Here is a 20,480-nt window from a genome sequence, read left to right on the forward strand (position 1 = left end):
TCCACACTACGTCAGATTCGTTGACGCGTTTCCGATAACCGTCAGCGGCAAGGTACAGAAATTTGGCATGCGACGAGTCAGGAGCTGGGGCTCGGCGACTAGCCGTTTCTTGTCTGAATCAAAATGATGAGCCCGAATATCTCCGGCTTGTTCATAGGCCAGTTTTGGGTCTCCCTCTCGCCAGCGAAAATCTGCTCTAACCAGACTCCCTAGCAAAAACTAAAGAAGACTAGTATTTTTCCTTAGTTTTCACTATCCATCGCTAGAGTCTCTTTAGGAACCTTAAATGGACCCATATGGAAATCCATTCGCACCTGGCGCCGGTAGCCGTCCGCCCGAGCTTGCTGGCCGCGATGCGATTCTGCAGGCTGCCAAGATATCGTGTGGGCGCGCAATCAAAGGACGGTCTGCTCGTTCGATTATGCTGCTAGGCCTCCGCGGTACCGGTAAAACGGTTCTACTAAGCGAGATCGGTCGCATCGCTGATGCTGAGGGATTCCTTGTTTCCAGAGTTGAAGCTCCCGAAGAAACCAATCTGGCAAGCCTTCTCTACCCCGAGATGCGTAAGGTGTCTCGCTCCCTATCAGGAGTCGAAACAGCCAAACACCATGCTTCACGTGCTCTAGGCGGGCTACGCAATTTCGCCTCCGTGTTCAACATCGAAGTTTCAGGCGTGAACATTGGCGTCGAACCACCTCCAGAGCCAGGCTTGGCCGAGAGCGGTGATATGCAACATGATCTACCCGACCTCTTTGACCAAATCGGTCGCGCTGCCCAAGCTGCGAATAAAGGCTGGGTTCTTCTAATTGATGAGGTTCAATATCTCTCTCAGCAAGATCTCTCTGCTCTGATCGTTGCCCTTCACCGTATATCTCAAGATGGGAGGCCTATCGTTTTCATAGGTGCCGGACTGCCTCAAGTAGCCCGACTCGCGGGCGAAGCTAAATCCTATGCAGAAAGATTATTCAATTATCCTGTCGTTGGCGCACTTGATCAGGAAGCCGCTGCGAAAGCTATAGAAAAGCCGATCATTGACGAAGACGCATCCATCTCTCACGAAGCGCTATCGACAATTTTCGATGTAACGAAGGGCTATCCATTCTTCTTGCAGGAGCTTGCCTCCTTTTCTTGGGACAACGCACCGGGACCCGAAATCAACGAAAGCGATGTTCTTAAATCCTATGCAGAAACGATCAGTTCTCTAGACAACGGTTTCTTCAGAGTCCGCTTGGACCGTTTAACCAAAGCGGAGGTGGGATTCGTCAAGGCGATGGCGGCTCTTGGCGACGGTCCGTATCAAGTTGCCGATATCGCTAGAGCAATGAATCGCACGCAGAAATCAATCGGCCCGGCGCGCGCGAGCATAATTTATAAAGGAATGATTTATAGCACCGACCATGGCTACCTTGATTTTACAGTTCCGCTTTTCGCTGATTTCATCAGCCCGCCTCATTCACGAGGGTGCTGATTGAGCGGTCTGAAGGTACTGACTGGTGGCATCGCTTATCAGGATCGGCTTCTTCAGCGCGAATAGCTGTTGAGTAATGCCAAAACGCTGAAATTTCCCCGCTTCCTTATAGCTCTTTGGAATCAATGGCGACCGTCCAAGCAGCCGTGATCGCCGCCCGCCGCTCCGGTCGCTCGCTTTCTGATGCTGTGGTGGTCTCGCAGAAGCGTCAGCTCAGTGCGGTCAGCTTCGGCAGCCCCTTCAGCAGCGTCGGCCACCACTTGTCGGCGGCGGCACCCAGATGAACGGTGATTCGCCGAGCGTGCAGTCTCAGCGTGGCGGCGACCTTCAGCACCTGCTCGCGCATCCGGCTGAGGCTCCAGCCTTGCCGGGTCTGCCGCTCCAGCAGGCAGCGCAGGCCATGCAGGACCTGGTAGGCGTAGAGGCTGAGCAGCAGGCTCACCTCGTTGCGTGCCATCACGTCCTGAACGGTGGAGGCGCCGCGATCGGTCGACGAGAGGTGCACGTCGAGCGCCGACTTCACCTCGCCCATGTGCGCCTCGGCGCTGCCGCGCTTGCGGTAGAGCGCCAGGACCTTCTCCGGCGGCCAGTCGAACTTGCCGAGGTTGGTGACCAGGAAGAAGGCATGCAGCAGCAGGTCATCGGGGCGTTCCTGCACCACCAGCACCACGCGACGCGGTGCCGACCAAGAGCCCGCTTGATACTCCAGATCGTGGCACCACTCGCGAGGCTGCTCGGGTGGCCGGCCAGGTGGCCGCTTCAGAAGTGGCGCTGCCAACTTCTGCAGGCCAGTGTGACTGCGCAGCCGGCCCAGGTACTCGATGCCGCGATCTTCCAGCGCCTCCAGCGTATCGTTGTCGGTGAAACCGGCGTCGATGCGCACCCGTACCTGAGCGCCGGTGCTCTCGTTGAGTCGCCGCACCAGATGCGGGATCCAGGTATCAGCGTTCTCGGCCGGGCCGGCGTTGCCCTCGCGCAGCAGGCCGCCCACCATGTCGCCGGTTTCTGCCAGCGAGGCGACCAGCGGTGAATAGATCCGCGCGCCGTACAGGCCATGATAGGCCGAGCCGCCCTGGTGGCCGTGGACCTCGATCGGCAGGCCGTCGATGTCCAGCGTCAGCTGCTTGGGGCGCTCGCCGTTCTTCAGCGCGGTCAGGCGCCAGATCACCAGTCGCAGCAGGCCTTCGTGCACGGCATCGATATTGTCGCAGCGCCCGAGGCAGGTCAGCAGCCGCGACAGCGTGGCTTGAGAGGGCCGGTCCTGGGCCAGGGGCGTTGTCCCGCGCGCATCGCTGCAGGCCAGCTGCCAGAGCGGATCACGGCGCAGCGTGTCGGTATCGCTGAGGTCGATCCAGCCCATCGCACGCTGCAGCACCAGGGTACGCAACTGGCTGGCCAGCGAATGAAGGATGCGCAGCGGGTGGCGTCGATCGACCAGATTGTCTTCCAGCGCCTCAATCACGCCGCTGTTGTCGAGGGCCTCACGCAACAGCAGAGCGCCGCTGTCGCTGGTAGTGCGCTGGCCGCTCAGCTCAACACGGACAGCGCCGTTGCATGAGGGCGACCATGTCGTTAGGGTTTCACCCATAGCGGATGGCTCTCTTGGTTCAGATTCTTGGCGGAACACACTGAATTTTCAAGAGAATACCATCCGCTATCTTCGTTTTCGGGCCGGCCTCATGAATAAGCCGGGTTGAAGGGTGCTCGGTCCAGCGACCGATTTCTTGAGCACCTCGGCGTAGACTTCCAGCGGCGTGCGCCAGTCGAGCGTCTTGCGCGGCCGCGTGTTCAGTGAGTCGGCGATCTCATCGAGTTCTTCCTGGCTGTAGACCGACAGATCCGTGCCCTTCGGCAGATACTGCCGCAGCAGCCCGTTCGTATTCTCATTGGAGCCGCGCTGCCACGGGCTATGCGGGTCAGCGAAGTAGATCGCCGTCCCGGTCTTCTGCGTGATCTCGGCATGCTTCATCATCTCTCTGCCCTGGTCGTACGTCATGGACAGCCGCAGGGCTCGCGGCACTTCATTGAGCTTGTCGCTGAAGCCAACGGCCGCCGCCGTGGCCGTGGTGTCATCCACTTTCGCCAAGATCACCAAGCGTGTGGTGCGCTCCACCAGCGTACCGACGGCGGAGCGATTGTTGGCACCCATGATGAGATCACCCTCCCAGTGGCCAGGCATCAGGCGGTCTTCGATCTCAGGCGGGCGCATGTGGATGCTGACCAGATCGGGAATCTGCTGGCGTCGATCCTTGCCACGACTGCGTGAGCGACGCTTGCCGTTGCCCTGCCGAAGGCAGGCGATGAGCTCTTTCTTGAGACTGCCGCGGGGCATCACATAGAGCGCGTTGTAGATGGCCTCATGCGAGACCTGCCGACGTGAATCGTTGGGAGACATGCGCTTCAGTGTGCGGGCTATCTGTTGCGGTGACCAGCACTTGCGCAGCAAGTGGACCACTACCTCGAAGAGCTCCCCGTCGGGATGCAGCTTGGGGCGCTGGCGTGGCCGATGTCGCGTCAGACGAGCCCGATAGCCCGCCAGGCCGGCATCGTAGCCCTTGATGGGGTCGACCGTATGGCGAGCAATTTCTCGCGACACGGTGCTCGGCGCACGCCCCAGGTGAGTGGCAATGGCCCGGATCGAATGCGTGGCTCGCATCATCATGATGGCGGCTCGGTCTTCAGCAGAGAGATGGCGATAGCAGTAAGTCATGGCAACACCGTACCTGATGGCTCACGTGTTGCACTTGGTCATTGAGACCGCCAATTGCCACTTGGAGTGGAAGTGATGCTTTTATATAACAAAGCTCTGGATGCAAACCATACACTGCTGCGTATGACGGCATTACTAATTTCTTGGAAGGTGGAAAGTTTAGACAGGGATGCACTGCGATTATTTGACTTCTTAATCGCAAACCCTGCACATATTCAAAAACTGGCTGTACCAAAAAATAAATTTATCGATGAAAAAGAGTTTAAATATTATAAAAGCCGATATCAAAACTTTGATCCAAAAAGCCTTTTCAATGCAATGAAAGAGATACATTTCCTTGCTATTGAACGTTTTGTTGATCTGGGGGTTTTGCAAACAGATAACAATTCTTCGGAATATAATGTCTTTCTCGAAAATATTCCAAAAGGATTAAAGAACTTAGCCGAATCAAAAGAAAATAGCATATCCAGTCAGGCAATTGATTTCATCGTAGAAAATTTAGCATCGATTTCAGTTGTGGGTTCTGATGGGTTAAAAAAAATAACGAGCTTAATGGATTATAAATACGATGTTAATTAAACCTACTTTGAAGGTTGAAAGGCTTCATGTAAAAAGAGGCTCTATAACTGCTTTTGATGAAAACTTTCATCATGGCGTTAATGTGTTATTCGGAAAAAATGGTTCTGGCAAAACTTCAGTAATTCAATTGTTAATGTATGGACTAGGATATGAAGTCCCGAACTGGAAAGAGGAAGCTGGTCTTTGTGACAATATCTATGTGGAGGTAAAAGTCAATGGCAGCCCCGTTACCATTAGACGTAAAAATAATGGTTCAGATAAGCAGTCAATGGATTTTTGTTTTTCTGAAATGAATACGGCATTAGCCTCCCCTCTTACAAATTGGTTTAATTATCCCTATGCAATAGGAAGCAAACCTAGTTTTTCTCAACAAATGTTTGATTTACTTGGCTTGCCCGAAGTAAAAGCAGATGCTAACAATAATAATGTAACCTTGCATCAAATGTATCGACTTATTTATTCAGATCAATCAAACACCTCTAGTGCCATATTTAATACTGAGCCGTTTGATTCAGCATTCAAAAGGGAATCTGTAGGCAAATACTTATTAGGTTTATATGACAACGAGCTTTATGACGCAAAGATAAAGCTTGTTGAAGAAGAAAAAAACCTACAAAAGATAATTGCAAAGCTTCAGGCAATTCAGTCGGTTCTTGGAAAGACTTCTTTTGGCGAGAATGTCGGTACTATTGAAGAGCAGAAGGAAAATATATTAAATAAAATAGCCTCTATTAATGTCGAAATTATAGAGGTTAAAGAGGAATCTTTGATTTCATACAGCTCTGATAAAAAAGAAACAGAATCCTCAGCAAAAGATAGTGTGGCAATACGGAATAAATTACTAGAAGTAGAGACTCAAATTCAACAACTTAATTACAATATACTTGATTCTGAAGAGTTTGTGTCCGAGCTTATTGACAAGCAGTGTGCATTAAGAGACTCAATTAAAGTTGGCAGTTTGATTGATGGGTTTAAGTTTTCATCGTGCCCAAGTTGCCATAAGCCACTCAAAGAAAAAGCCAAGGACTGCTGTGGCTTATGTGGTGAGCCGAGAGAGTCAAAAGACAGTTCAAATAGTCTCCTAAGAATGAAGAACGAAATAGAAATCCAGCTTCGTGAATCTAAAAAGCTATTGGAAAAGAAAAAGCAAAAGCTAATGGAGCTCACCGCTAAACGAAAGGAATTAAGAACTTCATTCAGAAAACAAGTTAGTAAAGTTACTGCAGCCATGAGCTCTGTCGACGCCAGTAAAGAAAAGCAGATTTTTGATCTTTACCGACAAACAGGCGAGCTTGAAGAAAAACTTCAAATATTAGATAAAATTGCTGAACTCCATCGGTCTTTACTCGAATTGCGAGATGGAAGAGACACTGCTCAGTCTGAAGTTAACAGGCTTAATGATAAAATCGAATTGATAGGAAAACAAAGAGTTAAGCGTGAGCCTGAAATTAAGGCGCTTATATCCGAGAAGCTTTGTGAGCTGCTTCGAAAAGATAATGGCTCAGAAAAAGAATTCAAAAATGCAGAGTATGCAGAGTTCGATTTTGCTGCCAATAGTGTATCAGTGAACGGAAAAACAGCTTTCTCAGAAAGTGGAATTGTCCTGTTAAATAACGCGTTTCATGTAGCTTTATTGATGGCCGCACTTGAAAAAACATATGTACGTCTCCCCAGGTTATTGGTTCTCGATGGTATTGAAAATGGCGGGATGGAAGATGACCGCTCGAAGAACTTTCAAAAGGTCATAGTCGAGGCTCTATCCAGTTATGAAGTAGATTTTCAATTAATCTTTGCGACAAAAAATATTGATGAAAGTTTAAAGTCAAAGAATTATATAGTTGGTGAGGAATATAGTGAGTCAAACATGAGCCTAAAATCTTTCGGTTGATTTTCTATGTATGGATGTAGAGGAAAAGGGGTTGTAAAAAGTTGCTGCACTCGGAAAAATCACTCGCTGCGCTCCCAATTTTCCGGTGAGCAAGGCGTTGGGTATTTTAAGGAAATACCGGATGGATGAGAATTATTTGTCTAAAAAATTGAAAGAAATGTATTTCAATTCAAAAAAAGGGGAGACGGCAACAATGGTACATTTGTTTGGTGTGAAATATGCCAAAGAAATTGCACAGTGTGGATGTTCTCCAAAAGAAATTGCAAGGTTGGCTGGTATTCCTGAAACCTATGGTACTGAGATTAACAAAGGTCGCAATTTATCACGATACGTAGTGGTAAAATAGTTTACTTAGAGTGTTGGGCTAGTGGAGGAGGTAGGTCAAGGTTCTATTTTTTGGCACTTGCTTTTTTATTAATTCGATATGCAAGCATCTAGGTGGTTCTATCAACTCCAGCAAACAAAGATGAGGAAGCATCTATAGTAAACACCAAAATTTCATGCTAGTACTCTTTCAGCTCAGTGATCGATATATCGTTGCGATAAGGGGGCTGTCTAATAATAACCACTGGGTGTTAAACCCTGAACTCCTTGGGTGCGCGTTGTGAACCGAAGGCCCGAAAGTCGGCCGATTCTGCTCAAACATTGGCAAGCCGTGCAGCTTTTCCTCGAAGATAATGCCCTAGGCTAGAATCTCTAGAGCTCTGGCGTGGTCATGTGATTACTTCGCTGCCAGCGCCACGCCCACCTTGGACCGATTCGGCTTGCCGATAGTCTGCGTTATCCACACCCCTGTCTCCGCCAATGTATCCAGATCCACATTGCCATCGATGCCAAAGCCGTTGGGCGGATAGATCACGTCTTCCGTCGCGACGTTGCCGGAGCCGCCATTGGCATAGGGGCAGCCGCCGATGGTGTCGTCGCTCGATGCTTTGTATGGATCTTCATGTCCAGTCTTGATATCTATACGGCATAGCCGTATATTTTTTCCGATGCTTTTCATCGAAACCTCCACATTCACCAAGCTGTTGCCAAGCTACCTCACGGACGAAGAGTACCGTGGGCTGCAGACGTATCTTTTGCAGAAGCCGGATGCGGGCGATCTCATCAAAGGCTCGGCTGGTGTTCGTAAGGTTCGGTGGGCGCCGACCGGTTCCGGCAAGAGCGGCGGTATCAGGGCGATTTACTACTGGAAGAAATCCGATCACGAGATATGGATGCTGACGCTTTATGGTAAATCGGAGCGTGCCAGTATTCCTGGGCATATGCTCAAGCAGATAGCGGAGGCGATCAAAAATGGGTGAGAGAAATATTGGGGCCGAGATCCTCGACGGCATCCAGGAAATCAAACAGTTCAAGAAAGGCAAGCTGGCGCTGCGAAAGCAGGAGCTCTCAGAGCCCTCGCCGCCCAAAATGATCCGATTGAAGCTGAAACTGTCGCAATCCGCCTTTGCCGGCTTGATGGGCGTCAGCGTGCGAACGCTTCAGGATTGGGAGCAGGGGCGTCGGGAGCCGCAAGGGCCGGCAGTAGCGCTTTTGCGCATCGCTGAGCAGCACCCGGAAGTCTTCGAGCAGCTGCATTGAACGAAGTGATGTGTCACTCCAACGGATAATCTCAGGCCCGAGGCAAGTCATTGTCTCTGAAGTGACCCCCTCCAGAACTGCACAGGGTATAGTGCAGCCATCAGGAGGACAGGATGAGCGACGACAACCCCATCAAGCGATGGACCGCGAAGCGCAAGGCCGCCGTGGTCATGGATATCTTCAAGGGCAAGACCACGGCTGCTGAGGTAGCCCGCCAGTACGATCTCACTGTCTCCGAGGTCGAGGGCTGGATCGATGAAGCCCAGCGCAGCATGGAAAACGGGTTCAAGGCCCGCCCCAAGGACATCCGTGAGCAGTACGAGTCCGAGCTCCGAGAGACCAGGGAGGCACTGGGCGAAGCCCATCTGCAGATCTATGCGCTAAAAAAATTCAAGCGCCTGCTCGACGAGGACGAGAACTCATAAGGTCGCTGCAGGCGCAACTGGCCGAGGAAGGCCATGTGGTATCGCTCGTCAAGCTCTGCCGCTGGCTGGGGTTCCCCCGGCGGAGCCTGTATTACCGGCCCAAGCTGCGGCAGCGTGTCATCAATGCCGATCTGGCGGCACGGGTGAAGCTGACCCTGGAGCGGTTCCCCACCTATGGCTATCGCCGCCTGGCGTGTGTTCTGGATGAGAACCGCAAGCCAATACAGCGCATCCTGCAGTTGAAAGGCTGGCAGGTGCGCAAGCGGCCACAGGGCTTCCGCCCGCGTGCCAAGAGCCTCCCGTCTGTCGCGTCACGGCCTGATGAACGCTGGGCAACGGATCTTACGCACGTGTGGTGCGGCAAGGATCGGCGGGCCAGCCTGGCGGTGATCATCGATTGCTGTACGCGAGAGATCCTCGGCTGGCGATTATCGGACAATGGCAGCAGCAAGACCGCTGAGGCCGCGCTGGAGGAAGCGCTGATCTATCGATTGGGGGCACTGGGACGTGTTCAGCAACCGCTGGCACTACGCTCCGACAACGGCCTGGTCTTCTGCAGCCGGCACTACAAGGGCACGGTGAAGGCCTATGGTCTCATCCAGGAGTTCACGACGCCGTATACACCGGAACAGAACGGGCTCGTGGAGCGCTTCTTCCGATCCTTGAAGGAGGAGTGCATCTGGCTCCATCGCTTCGAGTCGCTGGGCCAAGCCAGGGCCGTGATCGACCGTTGGATCCGATACTACAACGAAGCGCGGCCACATCAGTCGCTGGACTATGTGGCACCCAAGGCATACCCCGCATTAGCTGCGTAGGGTGTGCAGAAACCAGGGGGTCATTACATCTCGGGCCTTTTGTTTTTAATCGTTCGATCACTTCGCCGACAGCGCCACGCCCACCTTCGACCGATTCGGCTTGCCGATGGTCTGCGTTATCCACCCCCCTGTCTCTGCCAACTTATCCAGGTCCACGCCACTCTCGATACCCAGGCCTTTGAGCAGGTAGATCACGTCCTCGCTGGCGACGTTGCCGGAGGCGCCCTTGGCGTAGGGGCAGCCGCCGAGGCCGGCGACGGCGCTGTCGATCACACTGATGCCTTCCTCCAGCACGGCGTAGAGGTTGGCGAGCGCCTGGCCGTAGGTGTCGTGGAAGTGAGCGGCGAGCTTGTCCATCGGGATGTCACGGCTGATTGCTTCGAGCATGCGTTTGGCCTTGAGCGGGGTGCCGGTGCCGATGGTGTCGCCGAGCGAAACCTCGTAACAGCCCATCTCATACAGCGCTTTCGAAACCTCGGCGACCCGAGCTGGGGCGATCTCGCCTTCGTAGGGGCAGCCGAGCACGCAGGAGACATAGCCGCGCACGCGCACGTTCGACTCGCGGGCGCGTGCGATCATCGGGGCGAAGCGCTCCAGCGACTCGGCGATGGAGCAGTTGATGTTCTTGTGCGAGAACGCTTCGCTGGCCGCCGCAAAGACGGCTACCTCCTCGGCGCCGCACGCCAGCGCGGCTTCCAGCCCTCTCAGGTTCGGCGTGAGCGCGGAATAGACCACGCCCGGCCGGCGTCGAAGGCCGGTCATCACCTCGCGGTGATCCGCCATCTGCGGCACCCACTTGGGCGAGACGAAACTGGCCGCTTCGATCCGCTTGAGCCCCGCTGCGCCGAGCCGGTCTATCAGTTCCAGCTTGGTGGCTGTGGCGATGGGTTCGGCTTCGTTCTGTAGCCCGTCCCGCGGGCCGACCTCGACGATACTCACCCGTTTCGGTATGCCCATTTATGCGCTCTCCTTGAGGGAAGCATCCTGGAAGCGTAACAACTCATCCCCCTGCGCTACCGCATCGCCGACCTTGAAGTGAAACGCTTCCACCGCGCCGGCGGCGGGGGCGCTCAGGGTGTGCTCCATCTTCATCGCTTCCACCACCACCAGCGGCGTGCCTTTCTCGACCGGTTGGCCGGGTTCGACCAGCAGCGCGACCACGGTGCCGTGCATGGGCGCGCTCAGTTTGGCCTCGACCTCATGCGATAGGTGATCGACCCGGTCCGAGCGCCGCCAGATCAGGCGGGATTCGAAGCCGGCGGTAGTGAGGATGATCGTTTCGCCATCCAGAGCGGGATCGGTGCGCGCCAGCAGGCGACGGCGATGGCCATCCAGCGTGATCGCCACGGCGTCGCCGTCGAGCTGCTGCAACTTCCCCTCGTAGTGATCCGGCTCTTCTCCATCCCGATTCACGGCCAGATGCCAGGAGTCGTGCGGTGTGGATCGCGTGGCGATCACGGGGATCGGTGGCACGCCTTCGGCTTCGGCAAACGCCAGTCGAACGTGCTGCGGGGCATTGAGCCGCCAGCCGTCACCGCGCTCCCACGGTGAACGTTCATCGCTGGCTCGATCCAACTGATCGAGCGCCACCAGCGCGGCGCAGGCGAACTCCGCGTCGGAGACCGGTTCACTCGCGAACAGCGAGTCGTGGTGGTGTTCGATAAAGCGGGTATCGAGTCGGGCGGCGATGAAATCCGGATGCGTCACCAGGCGCTGTAGAAAACGGCGATTGGTGGTCACGCCGGAGATATCCAGCGCTGCCAGCGCGCGATCCATCTCCGCCAGGGCCTGGCCGCGATCCTCGCCGTGGACGATCAGCTTGGCCAGCATCGGGTCATAGTGCATCGAGACTTCGTCGCCGGCTTCGACGCCGCTATCCAGACGCACGCAATCCGGCGCCAGACCGCCGGCGTTCAGGTCGAGTCGGAAGCGTTCGAGCGTGCCGGTGGCGGGCAAAAAGTCGTTGTCCGGGTCTTCGGCGTAGAGCCGCGCTTCGATGGCGTGGCCGGTCAGCGTCAGCTCGCTCTGGTTTTTGGGCAGCGGCAGCCCAGCGGCTACGCGCAGCTGCCACTCGACCAGATCCTCGCCGGTGATCATCTCGGTCACCGGATGCTCGACCTGCAGCCGAGTGTTCATCTCCATGAAGTAGAAATGCGCCGCTTCGCTCGTCTCGGTGTTTGAGACAGCTTCAGAGGCGGCATCCAGCAGGAACTCCACCGTCCCGGCGCCGACGTAGCCGATCTCCTGGGCGGCGCGCACGGCGGCCTCGCCCATTGCCTGGCGCAGCGCGGGGGACAGGTTGGGCGCAGGAGCTTCTTCCAGCACCTTCTGGTGGCGGCGCTGCACGGAGCAGTCGCGCTCGAACAGGTAGACGCCAGCCCCAAAGCTATCGCAGAACACCTGCACCTCGACATGGCGCGGCTGGGTCAGGTACTTCTCGATCAGCATGCGCTCGTCACCGAACGCGGCGCGAGACTCGCGGCGGCAGCCGTCGAGAGCGGCCTGGAACTCGCTGTCGGACTCCACCACTCGCATGCCCTTGCCACCGCCGCCGGCGCTGGCTTTCAGCAGCACCGGGTAACCGATCTTGCCGGCTTCCTCCCGGAGCAGTTCGTCCTCCTGCGCCTCGCCGTGATAGCCGGGCACCAGCGGTACGCCGGCGTTGGCCATGCGCGCCTTGGCCGAGGCCTTGTCGCCCATGGCAGCGATGGCGCTGGCCGGCGGCCCGACGAAGACGATGCCGGCGGCCTCGCAGGCGGCGACGAACTCGGCGTTCTCGGAGAGAAACCCGTAGCCCGGATGAATGGCGTCGGCGCCGCTAAGCCGGGCGGCCTGGATGACCTTGTCGATATCGAGATAGCTCTCCCGCGCAGGGGCGGGGCCCAGACGCACGGCCTCGTCGGCCTCGCGCACGTGGAGCGCATTGGTGTCGGCATCGGAATAGACGGCGATGGTGCGAAGCCCCAGGCGGCGGGCGGTGCGCATCACGCGGCAAGCGATCTCGCCGCGATTGGCGATCAGCACCGAGCGTAGCGGACGGGGAGCATTGGTCAGGCTCATGAGCGCGGTTCCTTGTTATTCCTATCGCCGTCGTTATTCCCGTTGGTGCCACCTGCGCTTTGCCACGCGGGCGGGCGCTTGTCGAAGAAGGCGGCCAGACCTTCCTGCCCTTCGCGGCTGACCCGCAGCTCGCTGATGGTGCGGCAGGTGCTCTCGCGGGTGGCGTCGCTGTCGGGCTCGCGGGCCACTTCGGCGAGCAGGGCCTTGGTGGCGCGCTGGGCCTGGGGCGAGGCGGCAAGCAGTTGGTCGATCATCTGGTCGATGTGGACGTCCAGTGCTTCCCCATCGGCCACCTCATGTACGAGCCCCAACGCCTGCGCGGTGGCGGCGTCGATCACCTCGGCGGTCAGCGCGTAGCGGCGCATCTGGCGGGGGCCGATGGCGCGTTGCACGTAGGGGCTGATCACCGCCGGCGAGAGGCCGATCTTGACCTCGGAGAGGCAAAAGCGCGCGGCTTCGGAGGCGACGACGATGTCGCAGCAGGCCGCAAGCCCCACCGCGCCGCCGTAGGCCGCGCCCTGCACGCGGCACAGCGTCGGGCAGGGCAGGCTGTCGAGACGCTGCATCAGCCGCGACAGCTCGCGGGAATCAGCGAGATTGTCCTCGACGCTGTAGTCGACCATGCGCTTCATCCAGTGCAGATCCGCCCCGGCGGAGAAGTGCTTGCCTTCGGAGCCCAGCACCACCACCCGCACCTCGCCGCGTTCGGCCAATTCGTGCAAGTGGTCGAGATGGGCGTTGAGCTCTTTGATCAACGCATCGTCGAAAGCGTTGTGCACCGCGGGGCGGTCCAGCGTCAGCCGCGCGACGCCGCGGGAGTCGACGGCAAGTCGAGTGAAACTATCAGGTATGGCTGCCATGGCGGCCTCTTTAATCATGTTGGCTTCGAGCTTCGAGCTTCGAGCTTCGAGCTTCGAGCTTCGAGCTGCTCGTGGCTCGCTGCCCGTCGCTCGTGGCTGGCGCGCAGCGCCCTACATCCTGAACACGCCGAAGCGCGTCTCTTCGATCTCCGCATTCATCGCGGCTGACAGCGCCAATCCGATCACGTCGCGGGTCTGCAGCGGGTCGATCACGCCGTCGTCCCATAGCCGGGCGCTGGCGTAGTAGGGGTGGCCCTGGCGTTCGTACTGTTCGCGAATCGGCGCCTTGAACGCGGCTTCCTCGGCTGCCGGCCAGTCGCTGCCGTCGCGTTCGAGCTGCTCGCGCTTCACCTGGGCCAGCACGTTGGCGGCCTGCTCGCCGCCCATCACCGAGATGCGCGCGTTGGGCCACATGAACAACAGGTTCGGATCATAGGCGCGGCCGCACATGCCGTAGTTGCCGGCGCCGAAGCTGCCGCCGATCAGCACGGTGAACTTGGGCACCTTGGCACAGGCCACGGCGGTGACCAGCTTGGCGCCGTGCTTGGCGATGCCCTCCTGCTCGTACTTGGAGCCGACCATGAAGCCGGTGATGTTCTGCAGAAAGATCAGCGGGATCTTTCTCTGGGCACAGAGTTCGATGAAGTGCGCGCCTTTCTGGGCGGATTCCGAGAACAGCACCCCGTTGTTGGCGACGATCCCCACCGGATGGCCGCACCAGTGGGCGAAGCCGGTGACCAGGGTGTCGCCGTAGTAGCGCTTGAACTCGTCGAAGTCGGAGTCGTCCACCAGCCGTGCGATCACCTCGCGGACGTCATACGGCTTGCGCAGGTCGGTGCCGACGATGCCGTAGAGCTCCGTTGGGTCGAGCCGCGGCGGGCGGGATTCGCGCATCGCCAACCGGCCGCGCTTGCGCCAGTTGAGCCGGGAGACCGCGCGGCGGGCGAGCTGCAGCGCATGGGCATCATTCTCGGCGTAATGGTCGACCACACCGCTGATCTTGGCGTGCACGTCGGCGCCGCCCAGCTCCTCGGCGCTGATGGTCTCGCCGGTGGCGGCCTTCACCAGCGGCGGGCCGCCGAGAAAGATCGTCCCCTGGCCGCGCACGATGATCGATTCGTCGGCCATCGCCGGTACGTAGGCGCCGCCGGCGGTGCAGGAGCCCATCACCACCGCGATCTGCGGAATGCCGGCGGCGGAGAGCGTGGCCTGGTTGTAGAAGATGCGGCCGAAGTCGTCGTGATCGGGAAAGACCTCGTCCTGCTCGGGCAGGTAGGCGCCGCCGGAGTCGACCAGGTAGACGCAAGGCAGCCGGTGCTTGCGCGCGATCTCCTGGGCGCGGAGGTGTTTCTTCACCGTCAGCGGAAAATAGGTGCCGCCCTTGACCGTGGCATCGTTGGCGACGATCACGCACTCCACGCCGCTGATGCGCCCGATCCCCGCCACCACGCCAGCGGCGGGCACGGGGGAGTCGTAGACCTCGTGCGCCGCCAGCGCGCCGATCTCCAGAAATGGCGAGCCCTCGTCGAGCAGATGGTCGATCCGGTCGCGCACGAACAGCTTGCCGCGAGATTCATGCCGCGCACGGGCCTTGTCGCCACCGCCCTGGGCGATGGCGGCGGTCAGTTCGCGCAGCTTGTCGACTTCGCCCCGCAGCGCCGCCTCGTTGGCCTGGAAGGTGTCCGTGCGGGGGTTGATCTGGGTGGTTAGCACTGCCATGGAATATCCTCTGACGAGCTTCGAGCTTCGAGCTTCGAGCTTCGAGCTTCGAGCTTCGAGCTTCGAGCTTCGAGCTTCGAGCTTCGAGCTTCGAGCTTCGAGCTTCGAGCTTCGAGCTTCGAGCTACGAGCTACGAGCTACGAGCTACGAGCAGTTCGAGGCCCGAAGCCCGAAGCCCGATGCTGATTTATGCCGATTCATTGAAGAGCTCACGCCCAATCAACATCCGCCGAATCTCGCTGGTCCCGGCGCCGATCTCGTAGAGCTTGGCGTCGCGCAGCAGCCGCCCGGTGGGGTACTCGTTGATATAGCCGTTGCCGCCGAGCAGTTGGATCGCGTCGAGCGCCATCTGGGTGGCTTTTTCGGCGCAGTAGAGAATCACGCCAGCGGCGTCCTTGCGGCTGACCCGACCCCGGTCGCAGGCACCAGCGACGGCATACAGATAGGCGCGACAGGCGTTGAGGGTGGTGTACATGTCGGCGAGCTTGCCCTGCACCAGCTGGAACTCGCCGATCGACTGGCCGAACTGCTTGCGCTCGTGAACGTAGGGCACCACCACGTCCAGGCACGCCTGCATGATGCCCACCGGGCCGGCGGCGAGCACGGTGCGCTCGTAATCGAGCCCGCTCATCAGCACGCGAACGCCGCGGTTCTCCTCGCCCAGCACGTTTTCCGCCGGCACTTCACAATCCCGGAACACCAGCTCGCAGGTGTTGGAGCCGCGCATGCCCAGCTTGTCGAGCTTCTGCGCGGTGGAAAAGCCGGCAAAATCCTTCTCGATCAGAAACGCGGTGATGCCCTTGGCGCCGGCGTCCGGGTCGGTCTTGGCATAGACCACCAGTACGTCGGCATCCGGGCCGTTGGTGATCCACATCTTGTTGCCGTTGAGCACGTAGCTGTCGCCGCGCTTCTCGGCGCGCAGGCTCATCGAGACCACGTCCGACCCCGCGCCGGGCTCGGACATCGCCAAGGCGCCGACATGCTCGCCGCTGATCAGCTTGGGCAGGTATTTGGATTTCTGCTCCGCGCTGCCGTTGAGCTTGATCTGATTGACGCAGAGATTGGCGTGAGCGCCATAGGAAAGCCCCACCGAGGCGCTGGCTCGCGAGATCTCTTCCATGGCGATGCAGTGCGCCAGATAACCCATGCCGCTGCCGCCGTCTTCCTCGCCGACGGTGATGCCGAGCAGGCCCATGTCGCCGAACTTTTGCCACAGATCCGCTGGGAAGGCGTTGCCATGGTCGATCTGGGCCGCGCGCGGGGCGATCTCGTCCCGGGCAAAGGCGTTGACCTGTTCGCGCAGCATGTTGAGCGTGTCGTCGAGGCCGAAATCGAGCTCGGTATAGGGGGCGTACATGGTGGAATCCTCGCTGTCGGGTACAGCTTCTACGTCTTAGTACGTTGACGTTAACGTCAATTTACGGGGGCGGCTAGAGCCCCTCGACCATGGTCTAGGGTGGAATGGCGAACCGAATTCGCTCGTTCTGGAGGCCAACAATTCGAGTGGACTGACGTTAGCGTCAATGTGGTAAGACAGGCGTCTGGAAACGTTCACTTCTACTTGGGAAAACCGGGGCCCCTATGTCGATCTGGAAACGCGAGTCATCCTTGAACGCGCTCACCGCCGAGTGCCGGAACACGTTGGTCAGCCATGTCGGCATCGAATTCACCGAGCTGGGCGAAGACTGCCTGCGCGGGCGAATGCCGGTGGATGATCGAACCCGCCAACCCTACGGGCTGCTCCACGGCGGCGGTTCGGTGGTGCTGGCGGAAACGCTGGGCAGCATCGCCGCCAATCTTTGCCTGGCGGACCCGAACAAGATGGCGGTGGGGCTCGAGATCAACGCCAACCACGTTCGCGCGATGCGCGAGGGCTGGGTCGAAGGCTGCGCCCGACCGCTGCATCTCGGCGCCACCACTCAGCTATGGGAAATCCGCATCGAAGACGAACGCGGCCGGCTGGTGTGCATGTCGCGGTTGACCATGGCGGTGGTCAACCGTGGATGAGTTCAGCGTCTGGCTTCGCTTCACTGAAGCTTCGACGTGCCGGCTTTACTAAAATACGTAGGCTGAAAAATCAGTCTTCAGAGATGTGCTTTCGCCTGATCCCGGCTTATTCATGAGGCCGGCCCGAAAACGAAGATAGCGGATGGTATTCTCTTGAAAATTCAGTGTGTTCCGCCAAGAATCTGAACCAAGAGAGCCATCCGCTATGGGTGAAAGCCTATCCACCTGGACGCCCTCATGCAACGGCGCTGTCCGTGTTGAGCTGAGCGGCCAGCGCACTACCAGCGACAGCGGCGCTCTGCTGTTGCGTGAGGCCCTCGACAACAGCGGCGTGATTGAGGCGCTGGAAGACAATCTGGTCGATCGACGCCACCCGCTGCGCATCCTTCATTCGCTGGCCAGCCAGTTGCGTACCCTGGTGCTGCAGCGTGCGATGGGCTGGATCGACCTCAGCGATACCGACACGCTGCGCCGTGATCCGCTCTGGCAGCTGGCCTGCAGCGATGCGCGCGGGACAACGCCCCTGGCCCAGGACCGGCCCTCTCAAGCCACGCTGTCGCGGCTGCTGACCTGCCTCGGGCGCTGCGACAATATCGATGCCGTGCACGAAGGCCTGCTGCGACTGGTGATCTGGCGCCTGACCGCGCTGAAGAACGGCGAGCGCCCCAAGCAGCTGACGCTGGACATCGACGGCCTGCCGATCGAGGTCCACGGCCACCAGGGCGGCTCGGCCTATCATGGCCTGTACGGCGCGCGGATCTATTCACCGCTGGTCGCCTCGCTGGCAGAAACCGGCGACATGGTGGGCGGCCTGCTGCGCGAGGGCAACGCCGGCCCGGCCGAGAACGCTGATACCTGGATCCCGCATCTGGTGCGGCGACTCAACGAGAGCACCGGCGCTCAGGTACGGGTGCGCATCGACGCCGGTTTCACCGACAACGATACGCTGGAGGCGCTGGAAGATCGCGGCATCGAGTACCTGGGCCGGCTGCGCAGTCACACTGGCCTGCAGAAGTTGGCAGCGCCACTTCTGAAGCGGCCACCTGGCCGGCCACCCGAGCAGCCTCGCGAGTGGTGCCACGATCTGGAGTATCAAGCGGGCTCTTGGTCGGCACCGCGTCGCGTGGTGCTGGTGGTGCAGGAACGCCCCGATGACCTGCTGCTGCATGCCTTCTTCCTGGTCACCAACCTCGGCAAGTTCGACTGGCCGCCGGAGAAGGTCCTGGCGCTCTACCGCAAGCGCGGCAGCGCCGAGGCGCACATGGGCGAGGTGAAGTCGGCGCTCGACGTGCACCTCTCGTCGACCGATCGCGGCGCCTCCACCGTTCAGGACGTGATGGCACGCAACGAGGTGAGCCTGCTGCTCAGCCTCTACGCCTACCAGGTCCTGCATGGCCTGCGCTGCCTGCTGGAGCGGCAGACCCGGCAAGGCTGGAGCCTCAGCCGGATGCGCGAGCAGGTGCTGAAGGTCGCCGCCACGCTGAGACTGCACGCTCGGCGAATCACCGTTCATCTGGGTGCCGCCGCCGACAAGTGGTGGCCGACGCTGCTGAAGGGGCTGCCGAAGCTGACCGCACTGAGCTGACGCTTCTGCGAGACCACCACAGCATCAGAAAGCGAGCGACCGGAGCGGCGGGCGGCGATCACGGCTGCTTGGACGGTCGCCATTGATTCCAAAGAGCTATAAGGAAGCGGGGAAATTTCAGCGTTTTGGCATTACTCAACAGCTATTCGCGCTGAAGAAGCCGATCCTGATAAGCGATGCCACCAGTCAGTACCTTCAGACCGCTCAATCAGCACCCTCGTGAATGAGGCGGGAGTATTACTGCATGGTAGGCCATCAGCGTAACTGATGATAAAAACAGGAACGCTTTGCGGAGTCCTAAGATCTGTGTACCGCCGCCTATCCTCGGATTTCGAGGGCAATTTCCGCCAATACCGTTAAAAGCTCAATGCGGCAAGCATCTGAGCAGCTTCTAGCCTCTCTGCGGGCCGAGCTGGAAGAAAGTAAGAGGCGCGGACCCAGTCGGTGGTAAACGAACAAACCATTTCGTAAGAAGAGTAGCTAAGCCGAGAGGGGATGCGCTAAGAATGGAGCTACGCAATCCTCTGCTCGCTGATTAGCCTAAACAGATATTGAGCAAGGCGTAGCAAGGCAATGGACAGCAGGAGGCTACATGAAAAAAAACCTGAATATCGGGTTGACAAAATATAATTTATCGCCTGTACTTGGCTAACATAACTATAAAAATTCTAATATGTCAAATAAACATACAACTTTAAGCTCAAGGATAGAGGTATGGATACGCTTAGTGTTAGTAGTATATGTGACTCTGTCTCGTCATTTCTACACAATCAAGGCTTTATCCATGAACCTCCAAAAGTGTTTAATACGTCATTAACCTATTCTGATGAAATTAGGACTAAAGAGCTTCTTCTAGGCGAAGAACATTTCGTCTTCGTAAAGCCAGAGCTGCTTGATTATCAACATGGAGCAATAGTAAAGGATACTCTAGAAATAGTCTTAAGCAAGCTGTCTGAAGTTGGAATCGTGGACCTAATGGTGTTGATAAGTAGTCCATCCGTGCAGGCAGAGAGAATACTCCATGCGCAGTATAAAGTGCTACATGCTCTCTCTAGTGAACCTCCAGATTGGCTAAGAAAAAAAACAAGGGACGCGATAAGAAACCAGCTTAGCTTGAAGTGTGCTGCACAAGAAATATTAACTGCATCAGAGGCAGTTGAAAGATTTTGGCATGGAGATATCGAAGCACTCCGTAAAGAATGGGATAGTCAGGCTAGTGTCAAAGTTGGCCCGGGATTTTATGTAAGCCAATTCCAACACAGCAGTGAAACTTTCGCAGTAGTAAATGGTTTTTATCCTTCGCAACATGCTTGGCTTACGCGTACAGGGGGACATTTATTGTGTCTTCGCTTGAATACATCTTTACCTATGCACCATCTAAGGGAGCAGGTCATAGGGGCAGTGCGTCCAGAGGAAGCAAAGCGCGGTTCAATTAGGCAAGCTATATTTGAACGTAAGGAGTCTCTTGGCTTATCTGAAGTTTCATTATCTAAAAATGGGGTTCATATATCGCCTAACCCATTTGATGCTATGCTAGGGATCACTCACCTGCATTCTTTACATGGTGCCGACATTACTAAATGCTCATTTTATCAGCATGCGCTGAGGGAGTCACCAGACCTAGCTCATTATTTGGAAGACTATGTATACAGAGAACAGCTAACAGAATTACAGTACGACATACATAGCCAGTGTGAAGATCTCTCTTATAAGGACTGTATTGACATGCTAAAGGACTGGCATAATGAAAAATCTGCGCTTAATTATTGATTATAGCTCG

At 57.4% G+C, this 20,480-nt stretch carries 19 protein-coding genes; 11 read left to right on the forward strand and 8 right to left on the reverse strand.

Annotated features, from left to right (window positions below; genetic code table 11):
* The first annotated feature begins 286 nt into the window (after positions 1 to 286).
* Positions 287 to 1,468 carry an ATP-binding protein gene (locus ACWHY3_RS18770; RefSeq protein ID WP_448127252.1) on the forward strand — a complete coding sequence of 394 codons (1,182 nt, stop codon included), beginning with the start codon at positions 287 to 289 and terminating at the stop codon, positions 1,466 to 1,468.
* A gap of 208 nt (positions 1,469 to 1,676) precedes the next feature.
* On the opposite strand, the gene ACWHY3_RS18775 is transcribed toward ACWHY3_RS18770, so the two are convergent.
* Together ACWHY3_RS18775 and ACWHY3_RS18780 are read right to left on the reverse strand one after the other, a co-directional pair.
* Positions 1,677 to 3,056 carry an IS1380 family transposase gene (locus ACWHY3_RS18775; RefSeq protein WP_448127253.1) on the reverse strand — a complete coding sequence of 460 codons (1,380 nt, stop codon included), beginning with the start codon at positions 3,054 to 3,056 and terminating at the stop codon, positions 1,677 to 1,679.
* Positions 3,057 to 3,122: 66 nt separating this feature from the next.
* Positions 3,123 to 4,178, reverse strand: coding sequence for an IS30 family transposase (locus ACWHY3_RS18780; protein WP_448127254.1), 1,056 nt, complete (start codon positions 4,176 to 4,178; stop codon positions 3,123 to 3,125).
* A gap of 54 nt (positions 4,179 to 4,232) precedes the next feature.
* On the opposite strand from ACWHY3_RS18780, the gene ACWHY3_RS18785 reads away from it, so the two are divergent.
* The 3 genes from ACWHY3_RS18785 (at position 4,233) to ACWHY3_RS18795 (ending at position 6,991) form a co-directional block, all read left to right on the forward strand.
* Positions 4,233 to 4,757: an ABC-three component system middle component 5 gene (locus ACWHY3_RS18785; RefSeq protein WP_448127255.1), complete on the forward strand. Its 525-nt coding sequence runs from the start codon at positions 4,233 to 4,235 to the stop codon at positions 4,755 to 4,757.
* Entirely contained in the window at positions 4,747 to 6,645 is a 1,899-nt protein-coding gene (locus ACWHY3_RS18790; RefSeq protein WP_448127256.1) for an AAA family ATPase, read from the forward strand. The genes ACWHY3_RS18785 and ACWHY3_RS18790 overlap by 11 nt, the downstream gene beginning before the upstream one ends.
* 121 nt (positions 6,646 to 6,766) lie before the next feature.
* On the forward strand, positions 6,767 to 6,991 hold the full coding sequence (locus ACWHY3_RS18795) for an HTH-like domain-containing protein (protein ID WP_448127257.1): 225 nt from the start codon (positions 6,767 to 6,769) through the stop codon (positions 6,989 to 6,991).
* A 375-nt stretch (positions 6,992 to 7,366) separates the two neighbouring features.
* Here the strand turns inward: ACWHY3_RS18795 and ACWHY3_RS18800 are convergent, their stop codons facing one another.
* On the reverse strand, positions 7,367 to 7,648 hold the full coding sequence (locus ACWHY3_RS18800) for a hypothetical protein (RefSeq protein WP_448127258.1): 282 nt from the start codon (positions 7,646 to 7,648) through the stop codon (positions 7,367 to 7,369).
* Between ACWHY3_RS18800 and ACWHY3_RS18805 the strand changes: the two genes are divergently transcribed.
* The 4 genes from ACWHY3_RS18805 (at position 7,638) to ACWHY3_RS18820 (ending at position 9,469) form a co-directional block, all read left to right on the forward strand.
* Positions 7,638 to 7,949 carry a transcriptional regulator gene (locus ACWHY3_RS18805; RefSeq protein WP_448127259.1) on the forward strand — a complete coding sequence of 104 codons (312 nt, stop codon included), beginning with the start codon at positions 7,638 to 7,640 and terminating at the stop codon, positions 7,947 to 7,949. The genes ACWHY3_RS18800 and ACWHY3_RS18805 overlap by 11 nt on opposite strands.
* Entirely contained in the window at positions 7,942 to 8,229 is a 288-nt protein-coding gene (locus tag ACWHY3_RS18810) for a helix-turn-helix domain-containing protein (protein ID WP_448127260.1), read from the forward strand. The genes ACWHY3_RS18805 and ACWHY3_RS18810 overlap by 8 nt, the downstream gene beginning before the upstream one ends.
* A gap of 113 nt (positions 8,230 to 8,342) precedes the next feature.
* Positions 8,343 to 8,654 (forward strand): transposase, encoded by a 312-nt coding sequence (locus ACWHY3_RS18815; RefSeq protein ID WP_448127261.1) that lies wholly within the window; start codon positions 8,343 to 8,345, stop codon positions 8,652 to 8,654.
* Between the two features lie 5 nt (positions 8,655 to 8,659).
* Entirely contained in the window at positions 8,660 to 9,469 is an 810-nt protein-coding gene (locus ACWHY3_RS18820; protein ID WP_448128179.1) for an IS3 family transposase, read from the forward strand.
* A gap of 57 nt (positions 9,470 to 9,526) precedes the next feature.
* Here the strand turns inward: ACWHY3_RS18820 and ACWHY3_RS18825 are convergent, their stop codons facing one another.
* The 5 genes from ACWHY3_RS18825 to ACWHY3_RS18845 form a co-directional block, all read right to left on the reverse strand.
* Entirely contained in the window at positions 9,527 to 10,426 is a 900-nt protein-coding gene (locus ACWHY3_RS18825) for a hydroxymethylglutaryl-CoA lyase (RefSeq protein ID WP_448127262.1), read from the reverse strand.
* Entirely contained in the window at positions 10,427 to 12,529 is a 2,103-nt protein-coding gene (locus ACWHY3_RS18830; protein WP_448127263.1) for an acetyl/propionyl/methylcrotonyl-CoA carboxylase subunit alpha, read from the reverse strand. It lies immediately after the preceding gene.
* The gene (locus tag ACWHY3_RS18835) at positions 12,526 to 13,389 is read right to left on the reverse strand and encodes an enoyl-CoA hydratase-related protein (RefSeq protein ID WP_448127264.1); all 864 of its coding nucleotides are present in this window, start codon (positions 13,387 to 13,389) and stop codon (positions 12,526 to 12,528) included. Before ACWHY3_RS18835 ends, ACWHY3_RS18830 begins: the two co-directional genes overlap by 4 nt.
* A gap of 111 nt (positions 13,390 to 13,500) precedes the next feature.
* Entirely contained in the window at positions 13,501 to 15,108 is a 1,608-nt protein-coding gene (locus tag ACWHY3_RS18840) for a carboxyl transferase domain-containing protein (protein WP_448127265.1), read from the reverse strand.
* A gap of 187 nt (positions 15,109 to 15,295) precedes the next feature.
* Positions 15,296 to 16,465, reverse strand: coding sequence for an isovaleryl-CoA dehydrogenase (locus ACWHY3_RS18845; protein ID WP_448127266.1), 1,170 nt, complete (start codon positions 16,463 to 16,465; stop codon positions 15,296 to 15,298).
* A gap of 251 nt (positions 16,466 to 16,716) precedes the next feature.
* On the opposite strand from ACWHY3_RS18845, the gene ACWHY3_RS18850 reads away from it, so the two are divergent.
* The 3 genes from ACWHY3_RS18850 to ACWHY3_RS18860 all read left to right on the forward strand — a co-directional run bounded on the left by ACWHY3_RS18850 (position 16,717) and on the right by ACWHY3_RS18860 (position 20,470).
* A complete protein-coding gene (locus ACWHY3_RS18850) occupies positions 16,717 to 17,115 on the forward strand; it encodes a hotdog fold thioesterase (protein ID WP_448127267.1) in 399 nt (132 codons plus the stop codon).
* A 205-nt stretch (positions 17,116 to 17,320) separates the two neighbouring features.
* Entirely contained in the window at positions 17,321 to 18,700 is a 1,380-nt protein-coding gene (locus ACWHY3_RS18855; protein WP_448127268.1) for an IS1380 family transposase, read from the forward strand.
* A gap of 714 nt (positions 18,701 to 19,414) precedes the next feature.
* Positions 19,415 to 20,470 (forward strand): hypothetical protein, encoded by a 1,056-nt coding sequence (locus tag ACWHY3_RS18860; protein WP_448127269.1) that lies wholly within the window; start codon positions 19,415 to 19,417, stop codon positions 20,468 to 20,470.
* Positions 20,471 to 20,480 lie beyond the last annotated feature (10 nt).

This window comes from Salinicola sp. NYA28a (assembly GCF_976982775.1).